Below are 19,464 nucleotides of genomic sequence, written 5' to 3'. Positions count from 1 at the left end.
GCGGCTCAGAGTTCGCCGTAAGAGTGCAGGCCCGAGAGGAACATGTTCACCCCCAGGAACGCGAAGGACGTGACCACCAAGCCCACCAGCGCCCACCAGGCCGAAAAGGCCCCGCGCAGGCCCTTCATCAGCCGCATGTGCAACCAGGCCGCGTAGTTCAGCCACACGATCAAGGCCCAGGTCTCCTTGGGGTCCCAACTCCAGTAGCCGCCCCAGGCCTCGGCGGCCCAGAAGGCCCCCAGGATGGTGGCGATGGTGAAGAAGGCAAAGCCCACGGCGATGGACTTGTACATGACGTCGTCGAGCACCTCGAACGACGGCATCTGCTCGGCGATCGGCTTGCGCGCGGCGATGATGGCCGCCACGATCAGCGCGGCGATGCCGAAGTAGATCGCCCAGTAACTGCTCATGAAGCCTTCGGCGCCCGGCTTGCTGCGAAACACCAGCGGCTCGAAACACAGCACCACACCGATCAGCCACAGCGGGGCCAGCTTCCACCAGCGCGTCTCGCCGGCCTGCATCTTGACCAGGTAGGCAAAGGCCACCATGGCCGCCAGCGCGAAGGTGCCATAGCCGATGAAATTGGCCGGCACGTGCAGCTTCATCCACCAGCTCTGCAGCGCGGGCACCAGGGGCTGGATCTCGTGGGCACCCCGCACCAGCGCGTACCAGAGCAGAAAGCCCACCGAGGCGCTGACCACCAGCATCACGAAAGCGCCCAGCGAGCCCAGGGCCTGGCCCATTTTCGCGAAGCGGTCTTCGTAATACAGCCAGTAGGCCGTGGTCAGCCAGGCGAACAACACGAAGACTTCGTACAGGTTGCTCACCGGGATGTGGCCGATGTCGGGCGCGATCTGGTGGCTCTCGAACCAGCGCACCAGCGTGCCCGTGGTGGCCATGAAGACCCCGGCCCAGGCGATGCGCGAACCCAGCCGCGTGCCGGTGGCGCTCTTACCCGCCAGCCCGATCCAGTAAAAGACCGTGCTCATGAAGAACAGCACGCTCATCCACAGGATGGCGCTCTGGCTGGACAGGAAGTACTTGAGCAGGAAGACGTTTTCACCCTGTGCCAGGTCAGCGCCGTGGTCGTCGACCGCGCGCAGGTACAGCGTGGCCGCAAACAAAGTGGCCGCACCCGAGGCCACCGACAGGCCCTGCACCGGACGCCAGAACCAGCCCAGCGCGATCAGCGAAGGCACCATGCCCACCAGGATGGCCTTCTCGTAGACGTCCATGAAGCCGCCCCAGGTGCGCCAGCCCCAGCCGGCCGCGGCCACCACCAGCACGGCGAACAACCAGTCGGTCAGCGGGCGTCGTTGGGTGGGCAAGGCGATCGCAGCATTGGCGGCGGGTGAAGTCGACGTGCTCATGTCAGGGGCGTCCTCGGTCGGTGATGCGCTGGCCAGGGATCCGGGCAAAGGCGAAATGGGAAAACATCAGGCTTGGGCAGCCGGTGCGGGCACATCGGCCTGCGCGCCCAACAGGGTGTCGCGCAGGCGATTGAACTCGCGATCGGTGTCCAGCGTCTGTCGGGTAGACGACAGGGCGAGCTTGATGCGGGTGCCAGAGGCGCCATCATCCTGCAGCCAGATCCACAGGCGGCGCTCGCGGATGTAAAGCATGGCAAACACCCCGACGATCAGCAGCACACAGCCCAGGTAGACCACGTTGCGCCCAGGGGTGCGCGTGACCTGGAAGACGCTGGCCTGCTTGGGCACGAAGCCTTCCAGCGTCAGCAGCACTGGCGAGGGGTAGAAGTAGGCATCCGACAGGGCCAGCACGGCTTGCGTCATGAATTCGCGCACGGGCTCGCCGGCCTCGCCCTCGGCCGACCAGGGCTGCTGCCCGGCCCGCTCCAGGCTGACGTTGAGCAGCTCGAACAAGGCGCCATTGAGGATGCGCACCAGCGTGGCCGAGGCCTGCTCGCGCTGCGCCTCGGGCACCGCCACCTCGATGAAATCCGACAGGCCCTGCAGGCCACCGATGGGCTGGGCCCCCTGGCGGGCCGCCACCGCACCGGCGAACAGGCCCAGCGCCTTCTGCGCCGAGTCGGCCAACTGTGCCTGCAGCTCGCTGCGGTCTGCGGGCGCGGCCATGCGCCCGAAACGGCGCGCCGCCTCGGCTCGCATCGCCTCGTCATTGAGGGCCTGGCGCAGGCGCAACCAGGTGTCCACCGAGGTGTTGGGGTCGGCCGGCACGCGCAGGTAGCGAAAGCCCTCGGCCGGCGTGTCGCGCACGCCGAAGAGGAACACCATGCGGCCGTCGAGCTTCACGGGCGCCATGAAGTTCTGGTACTCGCGGGCCTGGCCAGCGCCATCGCGCAGCTTGTAGGTGATGGAAGGGCCGATGTTGACCAGCTCCTTGTTGCCCGGCGACTTGGCGCCAGAGCCCAGGTGCTTGGTGAGCTCGCCCACGTTGACGCCGCGCGTGTCGGTGGCGCTGCCCGAAGCCGCTTCGCCCGCCTCACCTGCAGCCTGCGCACTGCGCGCCTCGGCCAGGTTTTCCACGTTGATCATGCGCAGGTTGCTGACCTCCAGCTGCAGGGGCCCTTGCGCCGAGCGCTCGAACCACTGCGCCGGCAGCCCCTGCGGCGCTTGCCCGACCGTGGACTCGAGCGACTCGGCCGCAGCCTGGGCCGGCGCCGCGTCCAGGCGCAGCGGCTTGAGGCGCACCGACGAGCCACCGTCTTCGAAACTCGACTGGAAAATCGTCACACCGTCGTAGACCACCGGGTGGTTGACCTCGACCGTGAAGGCCTTGGGCTCGGTCGCGCGCGGGTCGTGGATGACGATGTCGCTGGCAAAGCGCTTGGGCATGCCGGTGGCGTAGTAGTCCACCGAGAACTTCTTGAGTTCGATGTCGAAGGGCAGTGGCTGCAGCAGCATGCCGTCTTCGAGGTTGATGACCGCCGCGTTGGTGCGCGCACCCTCGGGCACAAAGAGCTGGGCCCGGTACGCCGGGTTGGTCACGCTGAGGCGGCCCTGCTCGGTCTCGGTACCGCCCTGGAAGGGCTTGAGGCCCTGCGCCCACACCTGCGCCTTGATGATGAGGTCGCCGTCGAACAAACCGCCCAGGCAGATCAGCACGATGGCGCTGTGCGCCGCGATGTAGCCCAGCTTGTTGACCGCACCCAGGCGCGCGCCGATCATCACGCCCGCTTCGCCTCGGACCGAGGCCTCGCGTTGCTGAGACTTGACCGACCAGCCCTGCTGCGCCAGCACCTGCAGCACCTCGGTCTGCGTCTGAGCCAGCGGCTGAGCACGCGCACCTGCAGCGCGGTGGTGAAAGGCCTGCAAAGCCTGCTCGCGGATGTGCTCCTTGTGCGTGCGCAGGTCAGCGAGGATCTTGGGCGCATTGCGCGCGATGCACAGGCTGGTCGAGACCACCAGGAAGGCCAGGATCACCAGGAACCAGCCCGTGCTGTAGATGCGGTAGAGCCCCAGCGCGCCGAACACGTCGGCCCAGAAGGGCCCGAACTGGTCGACGTAGTTGACCAGCGGCTCGCCCTGCTTGACCACCGTGCCGATGGCCGAGGCGATGCAGATCACCGTCAGCAGCGCGATGGCAAAACGCATCGACGACAACAGCTCCAGCGCCTGGCGACGCCAGTCGGAGGCGGGTGTGCGGTGAGATGGCAGGGCCGTGGCGTTCATGGGTGCGTCGGTGAGGCGCGTTGGTGCCTGGAATGATCGGTCATGTGGGCGGCGAGCGCCCAAAACAAAAGCGGGCCACCCCGCTCAGGGTTCCCGCCTGTGTGTTGTGTGCAGCATCGCTGGCTGCAGGCATCTGACGCCGTGGGCCGCCTGACCCGCCTGAATGGCGCGGACAGCGGCAGCTCACACGGCCAAGCCCATCAGCGCAGGCCGGCGATGTAGTCGGACAGCGCTTCGATTTCCTTGTCGCTCAGGTTGGCGGCGATGGTCGCCATCTGGGCGTTGTTGGTGCGCTCGCCCTGGCGGAAGGTCGTCAGCTGCAGCTTGGTGTAGTCGGCGTGCTGACCGGCCAGGCGGGGGTACTGCACGGGGATGCCAGCGCCGTTGGGGCTGTGGCAGCCAGCGCAGGCGGGCACGCCCTTCTTGGCGATGCCCCCGCGGTAGATCTTCTCGCCCAGGGCCACCAGGGCGGCGTTCTTGGCGGAGCCGTCCTTGGCCTTCTTGGAGGCGTAGAAGGCCGCGATGTTGCGCATGTCTTCGGGCGTCAGCGGCGCGGCCATGCCGGACATGATGCTGTTCTTGCGCTTGCCTTCCTTGAACTCGGTCAGCTGCTTGACCAGGTACTCGGGGTGCTGGCCTTGCAGGATCGGGTAGGCGGGCGCACCACGCGAGCCGTCGGCGGTGTGGCAGGCCATGCAGGCCGCAGCCTTGGCTTCACCTGCGGCGAGATCGGGCTTGGCGACCTTGCCAGCAGCGGAGGCGTGCGCCAGGCCAGACAGGGACAAGGCCACCGAGGCCAGGGCGATCAGGTGAGAAAAGCGCTTCATGACGTTGGGAGTCTGGGCTTGTTGTTGGGGTCGCTCGCGGCTTTCGGGGCAACGAGCGCGGTGGGGATCACCCGGACCTGCGAAAACCAGAGCCAACGCAGTTTGGGCAAACAAACCCAGAGATTTTACAATGTCCCATGACCCGTTCGACACCCTCTCGCCCCAAGGCGAGCACAAACCCCGGTCCGAGGCGCCGTCCGCGCCCTGCGCCCAACGCCAGCCAGGCTGCCGCCAACCCCGGCCCGGCCCCCACGAAGGACCTGGCCCAGCACCCTGCCAAGCTGGCCCTGGCCTGGGCCCACTCGGCGCGTTTTTTCACCACCGCCGCCCAGCTGCACCAGCTGCCGGTGCACGAATTGCCGGAAGTGGCCTTCGTGGGCCGCTCCAACGCAGGCAAGTCCACGGCCATCAACACGCTGGCCCAGCAGCGCCAGCTGGCCTACGCGTCCAAAACCCCGGGTCGCACGCAACACATCAACCTCTTCCACCTGGGCCCCAAGGCCGCGCCCGACCAGATCTGGGCCGACCTGCCCGGCTACGGCTACGCCGCCGTCGACCGCACGGCCAAGCTGCGTTGGCAAGAGGTCATGGCCGACTACCTGGCTCGCCGCCGCAACCTGTGCGCCGTCGTGCAGATGGTCGACAGCCGACACGGCTTCACCGAGCTCGACACGCAGTTGTTGGGGTTCGTGGCGCCGCGCATCCGCAACGGTGAGGTCAAGCTGTTGGTTCTTTTGACCAAAGCCGACAAACTCAACCGCAAGGAGCAGGCTGACTCGTTGCGCCAGGTGCAAACGGTGCTGGCCGACCTGGCCACGGACGAGGCGGACATCGGCATCGCTTTGTTCTCGTCGCTGAACAAGACCGGCGTGGGCGACGCGGCCGAGCTGCTGCAGAGCTGGGCCTTGAGCCCGGAACAAGCCCAGGCCCTGGCCGCCGAAGCCGCCGCCCTGGCGGAAGCGGCTGCAGCAGCCGACGCGGCTGACGCAGCGGCCGCTGCCGAAGACCCCGATCGGGCCTGAGCGCTCAGGCGCCCGTCAGGCGCGTGAGGGCCTCGCGGTACTTGGCCGAGGTGTGCTCGATCACGTCTTGTGGCAAGGCCGGCGACGGCGCGGTCTTGTCCCAGGGCTGGCCGTTCACGGTGGCCTGCTCCAGCCAGTCGCGCAGGAACTGCTTGTCGTAGCTGGGCGGGTTCTGGCCGGCGGCAAAGGCCGCCTCGTACCCTTCGATGGGCCAGAAGCGCGAGGAATCGGGCGTCAGCACCTCGTCCATCACGGTCAAGTTGCCGTGCTCATCGAGGCCGAACTCGAACTTCGTGTCGGCGATGATGATGCCCTTGGTCAGCGCGAAGTCGGCGGCCTTCTTGTAGAGGGCCACGGCCAGCTCGCGCACCTTGGCGGCCATGTCGGCGCCGATGATCTCGCTCATCTTCTCGTACGAGATGTTCTCGTCGTGGTCGCCCACCTCGGCCTTGGTGGCGGGGGTGAAGATGGGCTCGGGCAGCTTGCTGGCGTTCTTCAGGCCGGCGGGCAGCTTGACGCCGCACACCATGCCGTTGTCCTGGTATTCCTTCCAGCCGGAACCGGCCAGGTAGCCGCGCACCACGGCTTCCACGGGCAGGGGCTTGAGCTTCTTGACCAGCATCGAGCGACCTTCCACCTGGCCGCGCTCGGCGGCGCTCACCACGCTGACCGGGTCGTCACCGGTGAGGTGGTTGGGGGCCACGTCCTTGAGCAGCTCGAACCAGAACAGCGCCATCTGCGTCAGCAGCGCGCCCTTGCCAGGGATCGGCTCACCCATGATGACGTCGAAGGCGCTGATGCGGTCGGAGGCCACCATCAGGATGCGGTCGTCGCCGACGGCGTAGTTGTCGCGCACCTTGCCGCGGGCCAGCAGCGGCAGGGAGCTCAGTTGGGAGGTGTGCAAGGCTTGGGTCATGGCAGCGGTCTTCGTTCAGGTCAGCTCGGCATTATCCCGCGAGCGGGCTCACAGCCCCAGCGCCTTCAGGCGGCGCGCGTGTTCCACGTAGGGGCCGATCGGGTCGGCGCCTTCGCCCACCAGGCCGCCAATCTGGTTGACGATCTGGAAGTGGTTGAGCGGCAGGTCGTCGCGGATGACCTGGCCCAGGTGGCTGGCGCAACGCCCCACCAGGCCATCTCCCTCCTCCTTGCTGAACGCCAGATCGGTCAGGGCCATCTGGTAGTCAGCGGGGTTGAGCCAGTTGTGGAATGCACCAACACCGCTCCAGGAGTAGTAGCGGATCCCGTCCGCCTGGGCGGCCCCTTGACCACACGGCTCGGACGGCACACCACCAGGAAAGCGCCGGTTGAAATCGGCTGCGCCCTCGCTGTGCAAGGAAGCCAGCGCTGCCCCGACGTCCTGCGGCAAATCGGTGCCGCTGGCCCAGTTCACGAAACGACCGATCTGATGTCCCAAGCCCATGATGAGGCTCGCTGCCCAGGTGTCGCCTTTGACCTGTTTCTGCATCCAGCCGCCAAACTCCGAGCCGAAGGTCGGGCCTGCGACGGCGGTCACGGAAGCCACCCACTCGGGTTTTTTGCCCGCCACATAGCGGCTGGTCTGGCTGCCGTGGCTGTGGCCGATCAGGTGGACCTTCTGCGCGCCGGTTTCGCGCAGGATCTGCTCGACTTGCGGGATCAGTTGCTCGCCACGGACCTCGGACGTGTTGAAGGCCGACACCTGCACCACGCGCACCGTGGCGCCCTCGGCCACCAAGGCATCGACGATGCCGCGCCAATAAGGCAGCTTGCCAAGCCAGCCCAGGTCCAGCTCCTTGAAGCCCATCATGCCGTGCACCAGCACGATGGGGTAGCGCGGCCCCGAGGGCGATGCGGCAGCCCCACCGACCACCACGGGAGCGGACACCTCGGCGCCTGGCGCTGGCTGCCCCACCGTGCTGACCGGCCACGCCATGGTGGTCACCAAGGCCCCGATCACGCCCATTCTTCTCAGGGGGAGCCCCCCAGCTTGCTTGCTCGACACTGCGTTTCCTTTCGCCAGGGGCGTTACCGCGCCACCCGCTGAGTGGCGCGGGATGTTACCTCCGCCAGCGAACGAAACCGCCCCCGCATCGGGGGGCGGGCGGTGTCACCGAGGTGACCCGAGCGAGACGCCTTGAGCCTGGGCCTGCGTCCAGGCCTCCAGCCTTGGCCACTCCTGGGGAGTGAAGTGCCGCTGCCTGAGCGCCAACTCCGCCTGCTCGCGCAAGGTCGTGCTCAGGCTGGGGTCGGCCTGCAACGCCGCGCGGCCCTGCAGGTAGCTCGCCACCCTTTCGCGCCAATCATCGCGCCTGGCATCGAGGGCCTCGAGCCGGTCGGTGACCTCTTGCCCGACCAGGGCCAGCCGCGCAGACCGCAGGGCCTGGGCGTCACCGCCCCGTGACTGCCAGTCCTCGCGCAGGGCACGCAGATCGGCCACGGTGTCGGCCACCGTCAGGCGCTCGCGCAAGGCTGGCGGCAACTGCGCTTGCAAGGCCTTGAGCCGCAGTGCCTTGGCCGTGCTGTCCAGCGAGGCGTCTCGCCACAGGCTCAGGCGCGCGAGGGTGTAGCGGTCCTCGGCATCGTCATCCCCGAAAAAGGCCGCGAGCTCCTGCGCATCGAAATGCGCCTGCTTGAGCGAATGAATGCGCTCGAAACGGGCCCTGAGCACGTCCGGCTCCAGCGTGCTCACGTCGGCCTGGGGGTCTTGCTGCCCGAGTCGGGCTCGCGCTTGCTGGAAAGCCATGTAGCGGGCCAGCAGGTCGCGGGCGGTGGCCAGGGCCTGCGGTGGCAGCAAGGACTTGAGGTGCGCATCCAGCCGCGCCAGAACCCGGGCTTCGGGCTCCTCCCCGATCAAGGAGAGGAAGTAGTCAAACCGGTCGCGCAGCGCCCGATCGACCACCAAGCGCCCCTGCGCGTCGGCACGCACCTGACCATCGAGCTCGGTGCCCTGAAGGGACGCAGGCAAGCCTTCCACCCCTGACTGCAGCCCCGGGCCGGATGGGGCACTCGCCTGGATCAGCGCGTGCCATCCGCCCGGCGCATCCCCGCCGTCTTGCGAAGCGACAGCGGGAGCGCTCGCAGGGCGCCAGCCCCACCACAGCGCCCCGGACGCCGCCAGCGCGAGGCCAGCGATCCCCTCCCACCCGCGTCGCTTCATCACAGGCCCGCCAACTTCAGTCGGTTGGCGTGAACGCGGTACGTCCCGACTGGGTCAACGCCCAGGCCCACCAACCCGAAGAGCTGGTTGACCGTGTGCAAGTGGTTCATGCGGTAGTCGTCCCGGATGACCTTGCCCAGGTGGCTGGAGCACTGCCCGACCAGGCCGTCATTCGGCTTGCCCAAGAAGGCCTGGCCCGACAGCGCCAGCGCGTAATCGGCCGGATCCAGCAGGTTGTGGATCTGCCCCACCCCGCTCCACGAGTAGTAGCGCACGCCATTGGCCACCTCGGGCCCTTGTGCACAAGGCGTGGAGGGCCCCCCCCCCCCGGGAAGCGCCGATTGAAGTCCGCAGCGCCCTTGGTGGTCAGGGACTGCATGCCCGCGAACGAATCCTGCGGCAGCTGGGGGTTGCCCGAGAGCAGGGCCACCAGCTTGCCCAGGCCACTGACCACCGATGCAACCACCTTGGTCAGCGTCGGCCCGCCCAGATCGGAGACGCCCTGCACCACGTCGGCCACCGGGGAGCCGAAGGTGGGCCCCGACACCGAGGTCACCGACGCGACCAGGTCAGGCCGCACGCCGGCGACGTAACGCGACGAGTGGTTGCCATGGCTGTGGCCGATCAGGTTGACCTTGGGCTTGCCGCTGACGGCCACGATCTCCTCGACCTGCTCCAGCAGTTGCTCGTCGCGCAACTCGGACGAGTTGAACGCCGAAACCTGGGTGACGTAGACGGTGGCGCCGTTGGCACGCAGGTTCGACGGGATGCGATACCAGTAGTCGATCGGCCCGATGTTGTCGAAGCCAGTCATGCCATGCGCCAGCACGATCGGATAGCGCGTCTGGCCGTAGGTGCTGGCCGCAGCCGGGAGTGCGGACCAGAGTGCAAGGGTGGCCGCCGAAGTGGCGAGGAGCCGGACTTGTTGTTTCATGTGGGGACTTCCAGTTGGTTGCAGAGCGGAGAACTGGCCTCCGGGTATCCCCCATTCGGGGAATGAGCACTCCTGGGATCCACTGGCGTCCTTCGAGGAACCAGGGCCGATAGAGCGCGGCAGGCCTGGCGACCATTTTCAAAACCTCCCCACAACGGGGTATTGCGAAGGCACGCAGACACCTTGTTCCGAGACGCAAAACCCGGGAATGCACCAGGAATCTTTGACGACAAATCAGGCGCTGTGATCGCGGGTTACGCGCATGCGCTGCTCGAACACCTGGAAAAATCCGGACATGACCCGGTCAGCATCCTCGGCGACGAGGTGCGCCATTTGCTGCAGACGCCCGCATCCCAGCGGCTGGATGGCCAGCTGAGCTCGCGCCTCCTGGCGCACGTGTGCACGGTGTTGAACGACCCGGTCTACCCCCTCAGGCTGGCCGCACATGTGCAGCCCAGGCACCTGGGGCTCGTGGGCTACCTGGCGATGGCCTGCCCCACCCTGGCCGATGCCGCGCTGGTGCTGCACCGATACGAGCCTTTGCTCGATCAGGTCAGCCTGACGGCGTTGTCGCTGCAGGAGGGCCAAGTTCGCATGACCTGGCTGCCCGTGATGGCCGCGCCGACCCCGGCACACATCATGTTTGCGCTCGGTTTGTAGGTGCACCAGGCACGGGCCCTGACTGGCCGCCAGGACCTGGCTTGTGACGCCGACTTCGGCTTTGCGCCTCCGCCGCATCCGCAGGATCTGCAACTCTTTCAAAGCACCTTTGGCGGCACCGTTCGCTTCAACCAGGACAGCAACCAGCTGATCGCCCCGGCGAGCCACGCTTGGCTGCCCCTGCAGGATGCGAGCGCCGAGGTGCATGCCCGGCTGCTGGCCTTGGCCGAAGAACGCCTGGTGCAAATGGCCTGCGCCCCCGACACCTGGTTGGGCATGGTCAAGCACACCATCCGACGCGCCCTGGAGGGCTCGCGCCCGAGCTTGACCCAGGTGGCCGCGTCATTGGGCGTGACCCCTCGCACGCTGCAGCATCGGCTGGACCTGGAGGGGCTTCAGTTCCGTCAATTGGTCGATCGGCTGCAGCAAGAGCGCGCCTTGCGCCTGCTCGGTCAAGCACAGCTGTCGGTGGCCGACGTGGCCCTCAAGCTCGGGTTCGCCAACCAAAGCGCTTTCAACCACGCCTTCAAACGCTGGACAGGAGAAGCCCCAGGCGCCTGGCGCAAAGCTCGGCGCACCGAGCGCCCATGAAAAAAGCCGAGGGCGGTGAACCCTTGGCTTTCGTGGCAGACGCCAGGAATCAGGCCACGACCTGGGCCAGCTTGCCGCTGGCGTAAGCGGCAGCGATGTCCACCAGCGAGATGGCCTTGATCTTGCCAGCCTGGCCTTCGCAGCCGAACTCGATGTAACGCTGCTTGCACACGGCCTTGGCGGCTTCGCGGGCGGGCTTGAGCCACTCGCGGGCGTCGAACTTGTCCGGGTTCTCGAACATGAACTTGCGCACGGCACCGGTCATCGCCAGGCGGATGTCGGTGTCGATGTTGATCTTGCGCACGCCGTGCTTGATGGCTTCTTGAATTTCTTCAACCGGCACGCCGTAGGTTTCCTTCATCTTGCCGCCGTACTGGTTGATGATGGCCAGCAGCTCGGCGGGCACGGAAGACGAGCCGTGCATCACCAGGTGGGTGTTGGGGATGCGCTGGTGGATTTCCTTGACGCGGCTGATGGCCAGGATGTCGCCCGTGGGCTTGCGCGAGAACTTGTAGGCGCCGTGGCTGGTGCCGATGGCGATCGCCAGGGCGTCCAGCTGGGTGGCCTTGACGAACACGGCGGCTTCTTCGGGGTCGGTCAGCATCTGGCTGTGGTCCAGCTTGCCTTCGGCGCCGATGCCGTCTTCTTCGCCGGCTTCACCGGTTTCCAGGTTGCCCAGGCAGCCCAGCTCGCCTTCCACGGTCACGCCGACCTTGTGGGCCATTTCCACGACCTTGCGGGTGACCTCGACGTTGTAGTCGAAGTCGGCCGGGGTCTTGCCGTCTTCTTTCAGCGAGCCGTCCATCATCACCGAGCCGAAGCCCAGGTCGATGGCGCCGGCGCACACCTTCGGGCTGGTGCCATGGTCCTGGTGCATCACCAGGGGGATGTGCGGGTAGGCCTCGACCGCAGCCTGGATCAGGTGCTTGATGAAGGACTCGCCAGCATACTTGCGGGCACCAGCGGAGGCCTGCAGGATCACGGGGGCGCCGACTTCATCGGCCGCTGCCATCACGGCCTGGACCTGCTCCAGGTTGTTGACGTTGAACGCCGGGATGCCGTAGTTGTGTTCGGCGGCGTGGTCCAGCAGCTGGCGCATGGAAACGAGTGGCATGGAAATCCCCAAAATCGGACAGATGGATGACGAAAAAGCCGCGTCGGCTGGGGTGCGCTCGTGGCGCCGCCAGCCGACCCGGCCCTGAAAACCGTCCGAGATTCTAACGAGGCTCGCCAGCCGGGCCCATCCCCGGTTTCAGGAGCGCCAGGTGGCCGGTGCCTTGACCTCGCACACCTTGAGCATGTTGGTGCCGCCAGGGTGGCCCATGGGCTCGCCACAGGTGATGGCGTAGGTGTCGCCCGGTCGCAGCACCCCCTGCTCGACCAGGATGGCTTCGGCCTTGTTGAGGGCCTCGTCGCGGTCGGTGAAACTGGGCACGAGCAGCGGGCGCACGTTGCGGTAGAGCGCCATCTTGCGCAGCGAGATCGGCTGGGCCGTCAGCGCGAAGATGGGGATGTGGATCTTGTGGCGGCTCATCCACAGCGCAGTCGAGCCCGACTCGGTCAACGCGATGATGGCCTTGCAGCCCAGGTGGTGAGCCGTGAACAGCGCCCCCATGGCGATGGACTGGTCGATGCGCGCGAAGGTCTTGTTGCTGAAATCGGCGTCCAGCGACACCTCTTCGGCCCATTCCGCTTCGGTGGCGATGTTGGCCATCTGCTCGACCGTCTCGATGGGGTACTTGCCGGCCGCCGTCTCGGCGCTCAGCATGACGGCGTCGGTGCCGTCGAGCACGGCGTTGGCCACGTCGGACACCTCGGCGCGCGTGGGCACCGGGTTGACGATCATCGACTCCATCATCTGCGTGGCGGTGATGACGACCTTGTCCATGTCGCGCGCCAGGCGGATCATGCGTTTTTGCAGGGCTGGCACGGCGGCGTTGCCCACCTCGACGGCCAGGTCGCCACGGGCCACCATGATGCCGTCCGAGGCCTTGAGGATGGCCTCCAGGTTGGGGATGGCCTCGGTGCGCTCGATCTTGGCGATCAGCGCCGGGCGGTGCTTCCAGGGCTCGCCGGCCACGTTGCACAGCTGGCGCGCCATCTCCATGTCGGTGGCGTTCTTGGGGAAGGACACGGCGATGTAGTCGCACTGGAAGCTCGCCGCCGTGCGGATGTCCTCCATGTCCTTGGCCGTCAGCGCGGGCGCGGTCAAGCCACCGCCTTGCTTGTTGATGCCCTTGTTGTTGGACAGCTCACCACCCAGTTTGACCTTGGTGTGCACCTCGTCGCCCTTGACCGACTCGACCGTCAGCACGATCAGGCCATCGTTGAGCAACAGGGTGTCGCCGGGCTTCACATCGCGCGGCAGCTCCTTGTAGTCCAGGCCCACGCCGCCCAAGTCACCCGGTTCGGTGCGGCTGGCGTCCAGCACGAAGGGCTGGCCCGGCTCGAGCATGACCTTGCCCTCGGCGAACTTGCCCACGCGAATCTTGGGGCCTTGCAGGTCGGCCATGATGGCCACCACCTTGCCGACGCGGGCCGCGGCCTCGCGCACCAGCTGCGCGCGATCGATGTGGTCCTGTGCCTTGCCATGCGAGAAGTTCAGCCGCACCACGTCGACCCCGGCTTTCAGCATCGCATCCAGCACCTCAGGGGTGGAGGAAGCTGGGCCCAGGGTGGCAACGATCTTGGTGGCACGTGGCATGGTGACGGTTTCGAGAGTCAGGTTGACCACCAGTGTCACACCAAATCCCACGAGGTGAATCGCGGAAAAACCGCACGATCACAGACTGTGGCGATGCACCACAAACCTGGCGCCAGCGGGCCTGGTTCACGACCGGCACCCTCGCGGCAAGCCTGGACTCGGCAGCCTTGCGTCAACCCGCTTACACTTTTTGGCATCCCGATGCCGAACTCGCCCAACCCAGGCATGAGCCCAACCCAGCGCACCATCGTCTTCTCGCACGCCAACAGCTTCCCGGCCAGCACCTACCGCGTGCTGTTCGATGGCTGGCGCGCGGCAGGCTTCGAGGTGCGCGCCATCGACAAGCTGGGCCACGACCCGCGTCACCCGGTCACCACCGACTGGCCGCACCTGGTCGAGCAGCTCAAGCAGTTCATCGAGCACGAGGTCGATGAGCCCGCCTACCTGGTCGGCCATTCTTTGGGCGGCTACCTGAGCATGATGGTGGCCAACCGCCACCCGCACCTGGCGCGCGGCGTGGTCGTGCTCGACTCACCGCTGCTGCACGGCTGGAAGGCCACCGGCATCGCCCTGGCCAAGCAGACCCGCACCATGGGTCAGGTGATGCCCTCACGCATCTCGGCCCAGCGCACCCAGGAGTGGCCCAACCAGCGCGCCGTGCACGAGCACTTCTCCGCCAAGCGCAAGTTCGCAGCGTTCGATCCCGCCGTCTTGGCCGATTACCTGGCGCGCGGCACGGAAGGCCACGCCGACGGCCGCGCCCGCCTGCTGAGCTTTCGCCGCGAGGTCGAGACCGCCATCTACAACACCATGCCGCACGGCCTGCTGCAGGAATTCAAACGCCACCCCTTCCAGTGCCCGGTGGCCTTCATCGGCGGCACCCGCTCGCGTGAATCACGGCTGGTCGGCCTCTCGGGCACCCGGCAAATCGTGGGCAAGCGCCTGTCCTGGATCGATGGCTCGCACCTCTACCCCTTCGAGCGCCCGCGCGAGACCGTCGCCGAGGTGCTGACCTGGCTGCGTCGCTTCGAGGCAGACTTGGCGTCCTCGCCTGATTGAGCTGGTCCCATCGCTCCAAACCGTGCCCGACACCCGCCCCGCCCCACCGCCCACTGGTGAGCCCCCGCTGCCACAACGCATCCCCTTCGTCACCGTGACGAACTGGGTCCGTGCGGCCCGCCTGTGCGGCGTCGACATCGAGGCCATCTTCCGCCAGGAAGGCCTCGACACCCTGCACCTGCACCCTGCCACCTCCACCGTCGACCGCGTCACCATCCAGCGCGTCATGCACCATTGCGTGGAAGCCACGCGCCGCAACGGCAGCGCTCAACACTTCCCGCTGGCCCTGGGTGAGACCTTCGCCTTCGAGTACCTCTCAGACGTCGAGACCTTCATCACCACCAGCGCCACGCTGCGCGACGCCACGCGGGCCCTCGAATGGATCCCGCAGCTGGTCAACCCGTACATGCGCTTCAAGCTCTCCGAGCACGGGCACGAAGCGCGCCTGGCGCTGAGCTTTGAAGTGCCCGACAACGACCCGGCCATCGGCTGGCCTTTCGCCGAAGGCATCTTCACCACCGTAGTCAAGTTCTGCAAGATGCTGCTTGGCGGCCAGCCGCTGATCGGGCGCATCTCGTTGCGACACCTCCCCCACCAGGACGCCGACAAGGTCAACGCCCACTTCCAGGTGCCGATCACCTGGGGCGCCGACATCGATGCCCTGTGGTTCGAACGCAGCCTGCTGGACCAGCCCCTGCGTGGTGCTTTCCCCAGCCTGCACGAACAAGCCGGTCAGCGGGTGGTGCAACAGGTGGCACAACGCGTCCAGCCCGAAGCCAACGAGGGCGGCACCGCGCCCGGTCAGCAACTGGCCCAACAGATCGAGCAGGCGTTCGCCGACAAACCACGCCTGCTCGGACTGGGTGTCGAGGCCCTGGCCCAGGAACTGGGCCTGCATCCCCGCACCCTGCAACGCCGGCTCAAGGACATCGGCGACAGCCACTCGGCCATCCAGTCCCGCGTGCGACATCGCCTGGCACAAGCCTGGCTGCGCCAGCCCGAGCTCAGCATCGAAGACATCAGCGAGCGGCTGGGTTTCACGGACCGGCGCAGCTTCACGCTTGCCTTCACGCGGTGGTCTGGTCAGACCCCCAGCCAATTCCGCAAAGCCCTGCGCTGATCGAAGCCGCACCAGCCCACCCACACGCGGGGACCGTGCGCCCCCAGCCAGTCAAGCTGAAACCGCGGCAAACCCGATACCACGCGTTTTCCCTAGTGGGACGATGTCGCGAAATTTCGCTTTCTGTCGCTGCCTTGCATGGTCTTCCCGGGGTGCGCTGCCTACAGTTCGGACTCATCAGACCGATTGCCTCTAGCAGTCAGGCGCAACGCGTCCGAGGAGACAAACCATGCAACACGAACAACAGACCCCACCCCCGATCGTCCCGCGCGAAAAGCTGGACTTCGACTTGGACGGCAACATCCCCAAGTACTGGCTCGACAACGACCCGTTCAAGACCCGCTTCTTCGATGCCTTGTCCACCCTGTTCCCGGTGGGCGAGAAGTTCTTCATCACCTGCGTGCGCGACTTCAAGGACCGCATCGACGACCCCAAGCTGCTGCAGGAAATCAAGGACTTCACCCGCCAGGAAGCCCAGCACAGCATGCTGCACACGCAGTACAACAACCGCCTCAAAGCACAGGGCGTTGACGTCGATGCCATCCTCAAAGGCCAGGAGCACCGCCTCTTCGGCATCATCCGCAAGGTGTTCTCGCGCGAGTTCACGCTGGGCATCACCACGGCCTCCGAGCACATCACCGCCATCATGGCCGACTGCTTCGTCGAGCGCCCCGCCATCTTCGCCAACGCCGACGAACGCATCCGCGCCCTCTACGTCTGGCACGCCATGGAAGAGATGGAGCACAAGGGCGTCGCCTTCGACGTGCTGCAAGACCATGCCAAGGCCAGCTACTGGACCCGCATCAGCTCCATGCTGCTGGTCACGGCCCTGTTCCCCTACCACGTCTTCCGGATCATGAAGCACATGTTCCAGGTCGATGGCTTCAGCCGCTGGCAGCGCACCAAGATCTGGGCCAAGGGCCTGTGGTGGCTCTACAAGCCCGGCGGCATCTTCATGCCCATGATGGGCAAGTACTTCAGCTACCTCAAGCCCAGCTTCCACCCGTGGCAAGAGCCCGTGGTGCCCAGCTACGAGCCTTGGCTCAAGCTGCTCAAGGAAACCGGCAGCCCCATCGAAGCAGGCAACCGCCTGGCCTTGAGCCAGCAACACGGCTGACCATCACCATCGCCCGGAGCCTGACAGGAGCCCTGCCATGAGCCAAGACCACCCCATCGTCCCGCGCGAAAAGCTCGACTTCGACCTCGAAGGCGACATCCCGAAGTACTGGTTCGGCGGCGACGCCTTCAAGACCCGTTTCTTCGACGCGATGTCCACCATCTTCCCCGAAGGCGAGCGCTACTTCATCTCCTGCGTGCGCGATTACCGCGACCAGGTCAGCGATCCCAAGCTGCTGGCCGAAATCAAGGACTTCATGCGCCAGGAAGGCCAGCACGGCATCGTGCACAGCCAGTACAACAACCGCCTCAAGGCTCAAGGCATCGACGTCGACGCGCTCGAGCGCTTCACGCACAACATGCTGTTCAACGTGCTGCGCAAATACCTGCCCAAAAAGCAGACGCTGGCCGAAACCGCCGCCGCCGAGCACATGACGGCCATCATGGCCCACAGCTTCTTCGAGAAGAAAGAAGTGCTGGCACAGGCCGACCCACGCATGCGCGCCATGTACGCCTGGCACGCCATGGAAGAGATCGAGCACAAGGCCGTGGCCTTCGACGTGATGCAGAAGGTCGCCAAGGTGGGCTACCTGCGCCGCGTCTGGGCCATGGCCGTGGTCACCCTCGGCTTCAACATCCACTCGCTGCTGACCACGCGCTACATGCTCAAGGTCGACGGCTTCAAAGGCTGGCAGCGCTTCAAGCTCATGGCCCAGGGCATGTGGTGGATCTTCAAGCCGGGTGGCTTGTACATGCCGATCCTGGGCCACTACCTGCAGTACTACAAACCCGGCTTTCATCCCTGGCACGCCGGTCAGATGCGCACCTATCACCTCTGGCTCGACACCTTCAACCGCACGGGCGACCCGATCCAGGCCGGCGAGGTCCTGCACGCGGCTGGCGCCTGAATCCGCGCCCCGCAGGCATCGGTCACGCGTCGTCGTTCAGGCGCTGAAAACGAAAAGGCCTCCCATGCTTGGGAGGCCTTTTGCCTTGGGTGGCTGCGATCTGCACCTTGCGGCGCCCCGCTTGCCTCATCGGGTTGCGCAAGGAGGCGGGGGACGCGTCGGGCACCAGCACCCGAAGGCGCGCGCCCAGGCCGCTGGCGTCAACCCGCCGCGCGCTGGGTCAGGATTTCGAACGCCGGCAGCGTCTTGCCTTCCAGCACTTCCAGGAATGCACCACCACCGGTCGAGATGTAGCCCACGTCCTTTTCGATGCCGTACTTGGCGATGGCCGCCAGCGTGTCGCCACCACCGGCGATGCTGAAGGCGCTCGACTCGGCGATCGCCTGCGCGATGGCCTTGGTGCCTTGCTCGAAGGCAGCGAACTCGAACACGCCCACCGGACCGTTCCACACCACCGTGCCGGCAGCCTTGAGCTGCGCGGCCAGCTTGGCAGCCGTCTTCGGCCCGATGTCCAGGATCATGTCGTCATCGGCCACCTCTGTGGCTGCCTTGACGGTGGCTGGTGCATCTGCCGCAAAGGTCTTGGCCACCACCACGTCTTCAGGGATGGGCACCTCGGCACCACGCGCCTTCATCGACTCGATCACGGCCTTGGCCGCGCCCACCAGATCGGGCTCGGCCAGCGACTTGCCGATCTTCAGGCCAGCGGCCAGCATGAAGGTGTTGGCGATGCCGCCGCCCACGATCAGGCCGTCCACGTTCTTTGACAGCGACTCCAGGATGGTCAGCTTGGTCGACACCTTCGAGCCGGCCACGATGGCGATCAACGGGCGCTTCGGAGCAGCCAGGGCTTTGTTGATGGCGTCGATCTCGGCGGCCAGCAGAGGGCCGGCAGAAGCCACCTTGGCGAACTGAGCGATGCCATAAGTCGTCGCTTCAGCGCGGTGAGCCGTGCCAAAGGCGTCGTGCACGAAGATGTCGCACAGCGCGGCCAGCTTTTTGGACAGCTCTTCGTTGTTCTTCTTCTCGCCCTTGTTGAGGCGGCAGTTCTCCAGCAGCACGACCTGGCCCGGGGCCACGTCCACGCCATCCACCCAGTTGCTCACCAGCTTCACTTCGCGGCCCAGCAACTCGCCCAGGCGCTTGGCCACCGGAGCCAGCGAATCCTCGGGTTTGAATTCGCCTTCGGTCGGGCGGCCCAGGTGAGAAGTCACCATCACGGCAGCGTTGGCCTTGAGCGCCAGCTCGATGGCCGGCACCGAAGCGCGCACGCGGGTGTCTTCGGTGATGTTGCCGGCGTCGTCCAGCGGCACGTTCAGGTCGGCGCGGATGAACACGCGCTTGCCCGAGGCTTGGCCCTGGGCGACGAGGTCTTCGAATCGGATGATGTTCATGGTGTCGGCCGCGTCCGCGGTGTCGGTGAATGCTGGGGACAAAACCACGGGATTATAGAAAACCCCAGCCTGCAGGATCCCAGCCCCTTTCACCAACCCACCCCCAGCTTGAGCGCCAAGTACACCGCCATGCCGACCAAAATGGTGCTGAGCATGTCCTTGCGCCACCAGGCCCAGGCCGCCGCCGCGGGCGCTGCAGCCAACTTAGTCCGTCCTGAACAACTCGCAAGCCATTGATCTGCAATGCTATTTTGGTTGAAGTGTGGTGCGATATTTGCAAGGAAACAAATACCGGCCCCGCGCTTTCTTGCAAATTTGGCAGCCCATGAAGCCCCACACC

18 protein-coding genes are annotated in these 19,464 nt (G+C 66.3%); 7 read left to right on the top strand and 11 right to left on the bottom strand.

The window, feature by feature from the left end:
• Positions 1 to 5: 5 nt before the first annotated feature.
• From ccsB to ABG80_RS06435, 3 genes are all read right to left on the bottom strand, one after another.
• Entirely contained in the window at positions 6 to 1,370 is a 1,365-nt protein-coding gene (gene ccsB / locus ABG80_RS06445; RefSeq protein WP_058086931.1) for a c-type cytochrome biogenesis protein CcsB, read from the bottom strand.
• Between the two features lie 66 nt (positions 1,371 to 1,436).
• Positions 1,437 to 3,653: a cytochrome c biogenesis protein ResB gene (locus ABG80_RS06440; RefSeq protein WP_058086930.1), complete on the bottom strand. Its 2,217-nt coding sequence runs from the start codon at positions 3,651 to 3,653 to the stop codon at positions 1,437 to 1,439.
• A 200-nt stretch (positions 3,654 to 3,853) separates the two neighbouring features.
• Positions 3,854 to 4,480, bottom strand: a complete 627-nt coding sequence (locus ABG80_RS06435; protein WP_058086929.1) for a c-type cytochrome — start codon at positions 4,478 to 4,480, stop codon at positions 3,854 to 3,856.
• Between the two features lie 137 nt (positions 4,481 to 4,617).
• On the opposite strand from ABG80_RS06435, the gene yihA reads away from it, so the two are divergent.
• A complete protein-coding gene (yihA, locus tag ABG80_RS06430) occupies positions 4,618 to 5,502 on the top strand; it encodes a ribosome biogenesis GTP-binding protein YihA/YsxC (protein ID WP_083505879.1) in 885 nt (294 codons plus the stop codon).
• 4 nt (positions 5,503 to 5,506) lie between these two features.
• On the opposite strand, the gene ABG80_RS06425 is transcribed toward yihA, so the two are convergent.
• The 4 genes from ABG80_RS06425 to ABG80_RS06410 all read right to left on the bottom strand — a co-directional run bounded on the left by ABG80_RS06425 (position 5,507) and on the right by ABG80_RS06410 (position 9,572).
• On the bottom strand, positions 5,507 to 6,418 hold the full coding sequence (locus ABG80_RS06425; RefSeq protein WP_058086928.1) for a phosphoribosylaminoimidazolesuccinocarboxamide synthase: 912 nt from the start codon (positions 6,416 to 6,418) through the stop codon (positions 5,507 to 5,509).
• Between the two features lie 48 nt (positions 6,419 to 6,466).
• Positions 6,467 to 7,438 (bottom strand): lipase family alpha/beta hydrolase, encoded by a 972-nt coding sequence (locus tag ABG80_RS06420; protein WP_200964274.1) that lies wholly within the window; start codon positions 7,436 to 7,438, stop codon positions 6,467 to 6,469.
• A gap of 150 nt (positions 7,439 to 7,588) precedes the next feature.
• Positions 7,589 to 8,638 (bottom strand): lipase secretion chaperone, encoded by a 1,050-nt coding sequence (locus ABG80_RS06415; RefSeq protein ID WP_058086927.1) that lies wholly within the window; start codon positions 8,636 to 8,638, stop codon positions 7,589 to 7,591.
• Between the two features lie 106 nt (positions 8,639 to 8,744).
• A complete protein-coding gene (locus ABG80_RS06410; RefSeq protein WP_321166033.1) occupies positions 8,745 to 9,572 on the bottom strand; it encodes a lipase family alpha/beta hydrolase in 828 nt (275 codons plus the stop codon).
• Between the two features lie 243 nt (positions 9,573 to 9,815).
• Between ABG80_RS06410 and ABG80_RS06405 the strand changes: the two genes are divergently transcribed.
• Both ABG80_RS06405 and ABG80_RS06400 read left to right on the top strand, forming a co-directional pair.
• Entirely contained in the window at positions 9,816 to 10,232 is a 417-nt protein-coding gene (locus ABG80_RS06405) for an AraC family transcriptional regulator ligand-binding domain-containing protein (protein WP_058086926.1), read from the top strand.
• The gene (locus tag ABG80_RS06400) at positions 10,233 to 10,823 is read left to right on the top strand and encodes a helix-turn-helix transcriptional regulator (protein WP_058086925.1); all 591 of its coding nucleotides are present in this window, start codon (positions 10,233 to 10,235) and stop codon (positions 10,821 to 10,823) included.
• A 49-nt stretch (positions 10,824 to 10,872) separates the two neighbouring features.
• Here ABG80_RS06400 and fba read toward each other — a convergent pair whose 3' ends face one another.
• Both fba and pyk read right to left on the bottom strand, forming a co-directional pair.
• Complete coding sequence (fba, locus tag ABG80_RS06395; RefSeq protein ID WP_058086924.1) at positions 10,873 to 11,937, bottom strand: class II fructose-bisphosphate aldolase; 1,065 nt, start codon at positions 11,935 to 11,937, stop codon at positions 10,873 to 10,875.
• A gap of 138 nt (positions 11,938 to 12,075) precedes the next feature.
• Positions 12,076 to 13,527: a pyruvate kinase gene (gene pyk, locus ABG80_RS06390; RefSeq protein ID WP_058086997.1), complete on the bottom strand. Its 1,452-nt coding sequence runs from the start codon at positions 13,525 to 13,527 to the stop codon at positions 12,076 to 12,078.
• A 225-nt stretch (positions 13,528 to 13,752) separates the two neighbouring features.
• On the opposite strand from pyk, the gene ABG80_RS06385 reads away from it, so the two are divergent.
• The 4 genes from ABG80_RS06385 to ABG80_RS06370 all read left to right on the top strand — a co-directional run bounded on the left by ABG80_RS06385 (position 13,753) and on the right by ABG80_RS06370 (position 17,730).
• A complete protein-coding gene (locus tag ABG80_RS06385; protein ID WP_058086996.1) occupies positions 13,753 to 14,586 on the top strand; it encodes an alpha/beta fold hydrolase in 834 nt (277 codons plus the stop codon).
• 22 nt (positions 14,587 to 14,608) lie between these two features.
• Complete coding sequence (locus ABG80_RS06380) at positions 14,609 to 15,706, top strand: helix-turn-helix transcriptional regulator (protein ID WP_058086923.1); 1,098 nt, start codon at positions 14,609 to 14,611, stop codon at positions 15,704 to 15,706.
• A 229-nt stretch (positions 15,707 to 15,935) separates the two neighbouring features.
• Positions 15,936 to 16,823, top strand: coding sequence for a metal-dependent hydrolase (locus ABG80_RS06375; RefSeq protein ID WP_058086922.1), 888 nt, complete (start codon positions 15,936 to 15,938; stop codon positions 16,821 to 16,823).
• A gap of 37 nt (positions 16,824 to 16,860) precedes the next feature.
• Complete coding sequence (locus ABG80_RS06370; protein ID WP_058086921.1) at positions 16,861 to 17,730, top strand: metal-dependent hydrolase; 870 nt, start codon at positions 16,861 to 16,863, stop codon at positions 17,728 to 17,730.
• 200 nt (positions 17,731 to 17,930) lie between these two features.
• On the opposite strand, the gene ABG80_RS06365 is transcribed toward ABG80_RS06370, so the two are convergent.
• Together ABG80_RS06365 and ABG80_RS21295 are read right to left on the bottom strand one after the other, a co-directional pair.
• Positions 17,931 to 19,124, bottom strand: coding sequence for a phosphoglycerate kinase (locus ABG80_RS06365; protein ID WP_058086920.1), 1,194 nt, complete (start codon positions 19,122 to 19,124; stop codon positions 17,931 to 17,933).
• Between the two features lie 89 nt (positions 19,125 to 19,213).
• Positions 19,214 to 19,464: AzlD domain-containing protein (locus tag ABG80_RS21295; protein ID WP_200964273.1), on the bottom strand; the 251-nt coding region annotated here is incomplete at its 5' end.

Source organism: Aquabacterium parvum, assembly GCF_001447195.1.
GTDB lineage: Bacteria > Pseudomonadota > Gammaproteobacteria > Burkholderiales > Burkholderiaceae_C > Aquabacterium > Aquabacterium parvum.
The sequence above is the reverse complement of the archived record's forward strand: the minus strand, read 5'-3'. Positions and strand labels throughout refer to the sequence as shown.

What these genes read in the sequence shown, in the direction of transcription:
- ccsB (WP_058086931.1), bottom strand. Translation starts at nt 1,370, where the DNA reads ATGAGCACGTCGACTTCACCCGCCGCCAATGCTGCGATCGCCTTGCCC.
- ABG80_RS06425 (WP_058086928.1), bottom strand. Translation starts at nt 6,418, where the DNA reads ATGACCCAAGCCTTGCACACCTCCCAACTGAGCTCCCTGCCGCTGCTG.
- ABG80_RS06410 (WP_321166033.1), bottom strand. Translation starts at nt 9,572, where the DNA reads ATGAAACAACAAGTCCGGCTCCTCGCCACTTCGGCGGCCACCCTTGCA.
- fba (WP_058086924.1), bottom strand. Translation starts at nt 11,937, where the DNA reads ATGCCACTCGTTTCCATGCGCCAGCTGCTGGACCACGCCGCCGAACAC.
- ABG80_RS06385 (WP_058086996.1), top strand. Translation starts at nt 13,753, where the DNA reads ATGAGCCCAACCCAGCGCACCATCGTCTTCTCGCACGCCAACAGCTTC.
- yihA (WP_083505879.1), top strand. Translation starts at nt 4,618, where the DNA reads ATGACCCGTTCGACACCCTCTCGCCCCAAGGCGAGCACAAACCCCGGT.
- ABG80_RS06375 (WP_058086922.1), top strand. Translation starts at nt 15,936, where the DNA reads ATGCAACACGAACAACAGACCCCACCCCCGATCGTCCCGCGCGAAAAG.
- ABG80_RS06365 (WP_058086920.1), bottom strand. Translation starts at nt 19,124, where the DNA reads ATGAACATCATCCGATTCGAAGACCTCGTCGCCCAGGGCCAAGCCTCG.
- ABG80_RS06415 (WP_058086927.1), bottom strand. Translation starts at nt 8,638, where the DNA reads ATGAAGCGACGCGGGTGGGAGGGGATCGCTGGCCTCGCGCTGGCGGCG.
- ABG80_RS06435 (WP_058086929.1), bottom strand. Translation starts at nt 4,480, where the DNA reads ATGAAGCGCTTTTCTCACCTGATCGCCCTGGCCTCGGTGGCCTTGTCC.
- pyk (WP_058086997.1), bottom strand. Translation starts at nt 13,527, where the DNA reads ATGCCACGTGCCACCAAGATCGTTGCCACCCTGGGCCCAGCTTCCTCC.
- ABG80_RS06370 (WP_058086921.1), top strand. Translation starts at nt 16,861, where the DNA reads ATGAGCCAAGACCACCCCATCGTCCCGCGCGAAAAGCTCGACTTCGAC.
- ABG80_RS06440 (WP_058086930.1), bottom strand. Translation starts at nt 3,653, where the DNA reads ATGAACGCCACGGCCCTGCCATCTCACCGCACACCCGCCTCCGACTGG.